General features: G+C 39.5%; 1 pseudogene. It reads right to left on the bottom strand.

Annotated elements, in window-relative coordinates:
* Positions 1–186: 186 nt before the first annotated feature.
* A pseudogene (locus tag H5183_RS21540) lies at positions 187–301 on the bottom strand (elongation factor Tu); the annotation flags it as partial.

The following is a 301-nucleotide window of genomic DNA, read 5'->3' as shown; positions in this document are numbered from 1 at the left end:
AAAAAAGGCCACCGAAGTGACCTTTTTCTAACAATTAACTTAAAAGTTAATTATTACTCATTGAACGTTGCTACAAAGCACCTACGCCTATGGGTAACAGCGCCACCTTCACATGACGTAAATCGTAGGCATTAAAAAAGGCCACCGAAGTGACCTTTTTCTAACAATTAACTTAAAAGTTAATTATTACTCTACGATAGTTGCTACTACACCAGCACCTACAGTACGGCCACCTTCGCGGATTGCGAAACGTAGACCTTCATCCATTGCGATTGGAGAGATTAACTTTACAGTCATCTTA

This window comes from Pseudoalteromonas sp. SR44-8, assembly GCF_014163635.1.
Lineage (GTDB): Bacteria > Pseudomonadota > Gammaproteobacteria > Enterobacterales > Alteromonadaceae > Pseudoalteromonas > Pseudoalteromonas rhizosphaerae.
The sequence above is the reverse complement of the archived record's forward strand: the minus strand, read 5'-3'. Positions and strand labels throughout refer to the sequence as shown.